The following is a 6,536-nucleotide window of genomic DNA, read 5'->3' on the forward strand; positions in this document are numbered from 1 at the left end:
CGGACCGCTCCCGGGCGGTCCGCCGGGTCCCCGGCGGCGGGCGCGGACCATACTGCGGGCATGACCGCGACACAACGCACCGACAGCCCGGAACCGGCCGCGTACGACGCCGTGGTGCTCGCCGGAGGAGCCGCGAGACGGCTCGGCGGAGCCGACAAGCCGGGGCTGAGCGTCGGCGGGCGTTCGCTGCTCGACCGGGTGCTCGGAGCCTGCCGGAGCGCCGGGCGCACCGTCGTCGTCGGCGGCCGGCGGGCCACCGTGCGCCCCGTGGTCTGGGCCCGGGAGAATCCGCCCGGCGGCGGACCGCTCGCCGCGCTGGACGCCGGGGTGCGCCGCCTCCCGGCGGAGACGGAGACCGTTCTCGTCCTCTCCGCCGATCTGCCCTTCCTCCGGGAGCCGGTCGTACGGCGGCTCCTCGGCGCGCTCGCCGCGGGCCCGCACGAGGCGGTGCTGCTCACCGACGCCGAGGGCCGCGACCAGCCGCTGGTGGCGGCCTACCGGGCCGAGCCGCTGCGCCGGGAACTGGCGCTGCTCGCCACCGAGTACGGCACGCTGGCCGGGCTGCCGCTCCGGCTGCTGCCGCAGGAGCTGGACGTCGCCCGCGTCGGCGCGGAGCCGGAGGCGTCCTTCGACTGCGACACCTGGGACGACCTCGCCGTCGCCCGGGCCCGGATCAGGGAGCATGGCAGCGTGCTGGATGAATGGATCACCGCGGTCAAGGAAGAGCTCGGCATCGAGCTGGACGTCGACACCCATCTGCTGCTCGACCTCGCCCGGGACGCGGCACACGGCGTGGCCCGCCCCGCCGCCCCGCTCACCACCTTCCTGGTGGGGTACGCGGCGGCCGCGGCGGGCCGGGGCCAGGGTCCCGAGGCGGTCGCGGAGGCCTCCCGCAGGGCCGCCGCGCTCGCCCGCCGCTGGGCGGAGGAGTCCGGATCCGACGGCCGGACGGGCCCGGGGGCCGATGGAGAGGGCGCGGGAAGGGGCGAGGCCGGATGACCGCCGCGAACCGCCGGGCCGCCGCTCCGGGCGGGCAGGGCGAAGCGGCCGGGACCCGGTCCCGGACCGCCGCTCGCGGGGCGAAGGCCCCGGCCGCGCCGGAGCCCGACGGCTCGACGCCCGCTCAGACTTCGGACGCCGCTCCGGTCCGTCGCTCGGGCCGGGCTGCCTCGACGGCCGCTGTCTCGGCTTCCGCTTCCGCTTCCTCCGCCTCGGCCGGGGCGCGGGGCAAGGCGGCCACCGCGCCCACGCCTGACGGCCCGGCACTCGCTCAGACTTCGGACGCCGCTCCGGTCCGTCGCTCGGGCCGGGCTGCCTCGACGGCCGCTGTCTCGGCTTCCGCTTCCTCCGCCTTGGCCTCCGCCGGGGCGCGGGGCAAGGGGGCCGACGAGGGGCAGGCGGTGGCGGTGAAGAAGCCGGCCCGGGCCGCGCGGGCCCGGGTTCGGGGATCGGCCGAGCCGGCCGCCGAGGTCCGGGCGGAGGCGCGGGCGCGGGAGGAGGCGGCACCGAAACCGGCACCGGCAGCGGTGCCGAGGACGGCACCACCGCCGGAGGCGACCCCGGCGGTCCCGACCCCGGCCGCGGCGGCCGCGCCGTCGGCGCAACCGCCACGGGCGGTACCGCCACCGTCTCCCGCCCTCGGCGCGGCGGCGGAGGGGAAGACCCGGGGACGGGCGGACGAGCGGGGGAGCGCGGGGGACTTCGACGGTGTGGAGGAGGCGTTGGCGCTGGTCAGCGGTGAGCCATGGCGGCCCGGCCCGTCGGGCGGCCGGAGCGGAGGAGACCGGGACGAGGGCGCCGGGCCCGGCGCGGCCCCCGGGCCCCGTACCGAAGACGCCCCGGAGCGGCCGCGCCGACCCCGGGCGACCGGCTGGCCCGAGGCGCGGGCGCTGGCCGCCCGCGCCGGACGCGGGGCCCGGCTCCGCACCGTCCGGGTGCCGCTGGAGCGGGCCCTCGGCCGGGTGCTCGGGCAGCCGCTGACCGCGCTCTGCGATCTGCCCTCCTTCGACACCTCCGCGATGGACGGCTGGGCCGTGGCCGGACCGGGCCCCTGGGCCGTTCCGACGGCCGAGTCGGTCCTCGCCGGACGCGCGGCCCCGCCCGCGCTGGAGGACGGCACGGCGGTACGGATCGCCACCGGGGCCAGGATCCCGCCCGAGGCCACGGCAGTGGTCCGCGGCGAGCACGCCAGGACCGACGCCTCGGGGCGGCTGCTCCACGCGGAGCGGACGGTGCTCCAGGGCCAGGACATCCGGCCCCGGGGCCAGGAGTGCCGCGCCGGCGACCGGCTCGTGCCCGCCGCGTCCGTGGTCACGCCCGCCGTGCTGGGCCTCGCGGCGGCAGCGGGCTATGACGAGCTGGAGATCGTTCCGCGACCGAGGGCGGAGGTGCTGATCCTGGGGGACGAGCTGCTCGCCGACGGGCTCCCCCACGACGGTCTGATCCGTGACGCGCTGGGGCCGATGATCGGGCCCTGGCTGGTCGCGCTGGGGGCCGAGGTCGTCGCCGTCCGGCGGATCGGCGACGACGCGCGGGCCCTCGCCCGGGCCGTCGCCGCCTCCACCGCCGATCTCGTGCTCACCACGGGCGGCACGGCGGCCGGACCCGTCGACCATGTCCACCCCGTGCTGCGCGCGGCGGGGGCCGAGCTGCTGATCGACTCGGTCGCGGTGCGGCCAGGACACCCCATGCTGCTGGCGGCCCTCGCGCCCCGGGACGGGGCCGCACCTCGCGACGGGTCAGCGCCCCGAGGGAGCGCCGCCACCCGAGGGAGCGCCCCCGCCAGGGAAGGAACCGGTCCCGGAAGCGATGAGAGCCGTTCTGCGGGCCGTTTTCTGGTCGGCCTGCCCGGTAACCCTCTCGCGGCCGTCTCCGGGCTTCTCACGCTGGCCGAGCCGCTGCTGCGCGGGATGATGGGGCTGCCCGCCCCGGTTCCGTACCGGGTGCCGGTGCGCGGCGAGGTCCGCGGCCACCCCCACGACACCAGGCTGGTGCCCTTCGCGTACCGGGACGAGCGGCTGCTTCCGCTGCGCTACGACGGCCCGGCCATGCTGCGGGGGATCGCCTCGGCCGACGGGCTCGCCGCGGTGCCCCCGGGCGGCGTGGGCCCCGGCGGCGAGCTGGAGGTGCTGGATCTGCCGTGGCTGCCCGGCGCGCCCTCCGGCGCGACAGCGGAGTGTTTCACGTGAAACACGCTCAGTTGGCGTTCTCCTGGCGGCTGACGGTGATCAGCCGGTCGCCGAACTGGAGCTGGGAGCACTCAGGGTCGGCGTAGTCCAGCATCCGCTTGCGGCGCACCACGGCCACCACGAGGTCCACGCACTCGCGGGGCGAGCGGCCCACCTCCGCCTTGGTCACCGAGCGCTCCGCGAGATTCAGACCGCTGCCCCGGGTCATCAGGTCTTCGAGGGTGTCGGCGACATGCGGGCTGGCCATCGAGACACCGAGCAGCCGCCCGGCCGAACTGGAGCTGGTGACCACGGTGTCCGCGCCGCTCTGCTTGAGCAGCGGCACATTCTCGTCCTCGCGGACCGCGACGACGATGGTGGCCCGCCGGTTGAGCTGGCGGGCGGTCAGGGTGACCAGGGTCGCGGTGTCGTCCCGCTGCGGGGCGATGATCACCCGGGCGGCCCGCTGGAGTTCGGCCTTGAGGAGCGTCTTGGAGCGGGTGGCGTCGCCGAGGACCGACACCAGACCGTCGGCGCTCGCCGCGTCCACCGCCTTCTGCTGCGGATCGACCACGACGATCTTCTCCTTGGGCACCCCCCGGCCCAGCAGGGTCTCGATGGCGTGGCGTCCCTTGGTCCCGTAGCCGACGACGATCACGTGATCACGCATCCGTGAGCGCCAGCGATGGACCCGGACCTGCTGCCGGGTGCGCTCGGTCAGCACTTCGAGCGTGGTGCCGACCAGGATGATCAGGAACACCACGCGCAGGGGGGTGATGATCAGGATGTTCGTCAGCCGGGCGCCGTCGCTGACCGGTGCGATGTCGCCGTAGCCCGTGGTGGAGAGGGTGACGGTGGTGTAGTACGCGGCGTCCAGGAAGTCGACCTTCCCATCGGCGTTGTCGGAGTAGCCCGCCCGGTCCAGCCAGACGAGCAGGGTGGTCACGGCCAGCACCAGCAGCGCCATGGCCAGCCGTCTCAGCACCTGCTGAAGGGGCGGCACGGTGGCCTGCGCGGGCATGGTGATGGAACGGCCGGCCTCCGCGTCGTCCCTGGCCTCGCCATTGGACCGGTACCAGAGCGAGCGCAGGATCGAGAACCTCCCTGCCTTGGGCGGCGGTCGTCTCTCGGCCATCGTCAGAGTCCCCTCGTGGTCCTGGCCCGGGCGGCGGGCGTGAGTGACCATGGTCGCCGATCCGCCGCCCGAACGCGGCCCTCGCGGCCGTGTTGGGGGTAGCGTCGTCTTCTCCGCGAGCGTGGCCGTCACGCGGGCGGGTGGATATCGCAGAACTGCTGGAGGCTTCGCTTGCGCGAGCACACCGTCGTCGTCGGATTCGGCACCAAGGGCCGCTCCGCCATCCAGACGATGACAGCGACAGGGCTGAAGAAGGACCGGATCGTCGTCATCGACCCCAGCGGCAAGGCGATCGAGGCGGCGGTCGCCGAGGGCTTCACCGGAGTGGCCGGCGACGCCACCCGCAGCGATGTGCTGCTCCGGGCCGAGGTGCAGCGGGCCGGGAAGATCATCATCGCCACCCAGCGCGACGACACGGCGGTGCTGGTCGCGCTCACGGCGCGCCAGCTCAACCGGGAGGCGAAGATCGTCGCGGCGGTGCGGGAGGAGGAGAACGCGCCCCTGCTGCGGCAGTCCGGCGCCGACGCGGTGATCACCAGCGCCAGCGCCGCGGGCCGGCTGCTGGGACTCTCCGTGCTCAGCCCCAGCGCGGGCGCGGTGATGGAGGACCTGATCCAGCAGGGCAGCGGGCTCGATCTGGTGGAGCGGCCGGTGATAAAGGCCGAGGTGGGGCGGAGCGTCCGGGAGACGGACGATCTGGTGGTGAGCGTGCTGCGCGGGCATCGTCTGATCGGCTACGACGATCCCGCCGCCAGTCCCCTCCAGCTGACGGACCGGCTGATCACCATCGTGCACGCGAGCGACTCGTCACTGCGCCGCAGGAGCTGACCCGGGCGTTCCGGGCGGGTTCGCCGGGCGGGGGTAGCCTCGCGGCCATGCATGCGATCACCCTTCCCGAACCCGGCGGTCCCGAGGCGCTTGTGTGGGCCGAGGTCCCCGATCCCGTACCCGGCCAGGGCGAGGTCCTGGTCGAGGTCGCGGCCAGCGCGGTCAATCGCGCCGATCTCCTCCAGCGGCAGGGCTTCTACGACCCGCCGCCCGGCGCTTCGCCCCATCCGGGCCTGGAGTGCTCGGGCCGTATCACCGCCCTCGGCCCCGGCGTCTTCGGCTGGGCCGTCGGGGACGAGGTGTGCGCGCTGCTCGCGGGCGGCGGATACGCGGAGAAGGTCGCCGTGCCCGCCGGGCAGCTGCTTCCGGTGCCTCGGGGGACGGACGTGGTCACGGCGGCGGCGCTGCCCGAGGTGACCGCGACCGTCTGGTCGAACGTCTTCATGATCGCCCATCTGCGGCCCGGGGAGACGGTGCTGATCCACGGCGGCGCGAGCGGGATCGGCACCATGGCCGTGCAGCTCGCGAAGGCCGTGGGCGCGCGGGTCGCCGTCACGGCGGGCAGCCCCGAGAAGCTCGCCCGCTGCGCGGAGCTGGGCGCGGACATCCTGATCGACTACCGGCGGCAGGACTTCGTGGCGGAGCTGGCGGCGGCGACGGACGGCGCGGGGGCCGATGTCATCCTCGACATCGTGGGCGCGAAGTATCTGGACCGCAATGTCCGGGCGCTCGCCGTCAACGGCCGGCTCGCGGTGATCGGGCTTCAGGGCGGCGTCAAGGGCGAACTGAATCTGGCGGCGCTGCTCGGCAAGCGCGCGGCGGTCACCGCCACCTCGCTGCGGGGCCGCCCGCTGGGCGAGAAGGCGTCGATCGTGGCGGCCGTACGGGAGCATGTCTGGCCGTTGATCGAGAGCGGGCGGGTGCGGCCCGTGGTGGACCGGGTGCTGCCGCTCTCGGAGGCGGCACAGGCCCATCGGGTCCTGGAGTCCGGCGCGCCCGTCGGCAAGGTGCTGCTCCGGGCCGGCTGACGCGCCCGGGGCCGGGGCGGACCGCCCGCCCCGGCCCCGGACCGCCCGCCGACAAGGCCCGGACCGCCGCCTGACCCCGGACCCGGATCCGGACCGCCTCCGGGAGACCCCGGACCCGGCCCCGGGCCGCCTCCGGCAGAGCCCACGGCCGGACCCCGGCCCCGGCCCGTCGGACGGGCCGGGGCCGCCCCCAAGGCCGTCGCGGCGACGACCCCGGCAGGGAACGCGGCGGCCGCCACGACCTGATGGTCACAGCGGCCGGCCGACGCCCACGAGGGGATCTCACGAGGGGATCTCACGAGGGGATCTCACGAGGGGATCTCACGAGGGGATCTCACGAGGGGATCTCACGAGGGGATCTCACGAGGGGATCTCACG

4 protein-coding genes and 1 pseudogene are annotated in these 6,536 nt (G+C 75.7%); 4 read left to right on the plus strand and 1 reads right to left on the minus strand.

Annotation, left to right across the window (positions count from 1 at the left end):
- Positions 1-60 precede the first annotated feature (60 nt).
- Both ACF089_RS18660 and ACF089_RS18665 read left to right on the plus strand, forming a co-directional pair.
- Complete coding sequence (locus ACF089_RS18660; RefSeq protein WP_392027650.1) at positions 61-999, plus strand: NTP transferase domain-containing protein; 939 nt, start codon at positions 61-63, stop codon at positions 997-999.
- Between the two features lie 710 nt (positions 1,000-1,709).
- The gene (locus ACF089_RS18665) at positions 1,710-3,188 is read left to right on the plus strand and encodes a molybdopterin molybdotransferase MoeA (protein ID WP_392027653.1); all 1,479 of its coding nucleotides are present in this window, start codon (positions 1,710-1,712) and stop codon (positions 3,186-3,188) included.
- A gap of 7 nt (positions 3,189-3,195) precedes the next feature.
- Here the strand turns inward: ACF089_RS18665 and ACF089_RS18670 are convergent, their stop codons facing one another.
- Complete coding sequence (locus ACF089_RS18670) at positions 3,196-4,188, minus strand: potassium channel family protein (RefSeq protein ID WP_392028159.1); 993 nt, start codon at positions 4,186-4,188, stop codon at positions 3,196-3,198.
- Positions 4,189-4,461: 273 nt separating this feature from the next.
- On the opposite strand from ACF089_RS18670, the pseudogene ACF089_RS18675 reads away from it, so the two are divergent.
- Together ACF089_RS18675 and ACF089_RS18680 are read left to right on the plus strand one after the other, a co-directional pair.
- Positions 4,462-5,130 (plus strand): annotated as a pseudogene (locus tag ACF089_RS18675) (potassium channel family protein); the annotation flags it as partial.
- A 47-nt stretch (positions 5,131-5,177) separates the two neighbouring features.
- Positions 5,178-6,158: an NAD(P)H-quinone oxidoreductase gene (locus ACF089_RS18680; RefSeq protein ID WP_392027656.1), complete on the plus strand. Its 981-nt coding sequence runs from the start codon at positions 5,178-5,180 to the stop codon at positions 6,156-6,158.
- Positions 6,159-6,536: the final 378 nt, after the last annotated feature.

It is taken from the genome of Streptomyces sp. NPDC014894 (assembly GCF_043080985.1).
GTDB lineage: Bacteria > Actinomycetota > Actinomycetes > Streptomycetales > Streptomycetaceae > Streptomyces.

Excerpts from the sequence above, each read along its gene's own strand:
- ACF089_RS18660 (WP_392027650.1), top strand. The coding sequence starts at position 61 with ATGACCGCGACACAACGCACCGACAGCCCGGAACCGGCCGCGTACGAC.
- ACF089_RS18670 (WP_392028159.1), bottom strand. The coding sequence starts at position 4,188 with ATGCCCGCGCAGGCCACCGTGCCGCCCCTTCAGCAGGTGCTGAGACGG.
- ACF089_RS18680 (WP_392027656.1), top strand. The coding sequence starts at position 5,178 with ATGCATGCGATCACCCTTCCCGAACCCGGCGGTCCCGAGGCGCTTGTG.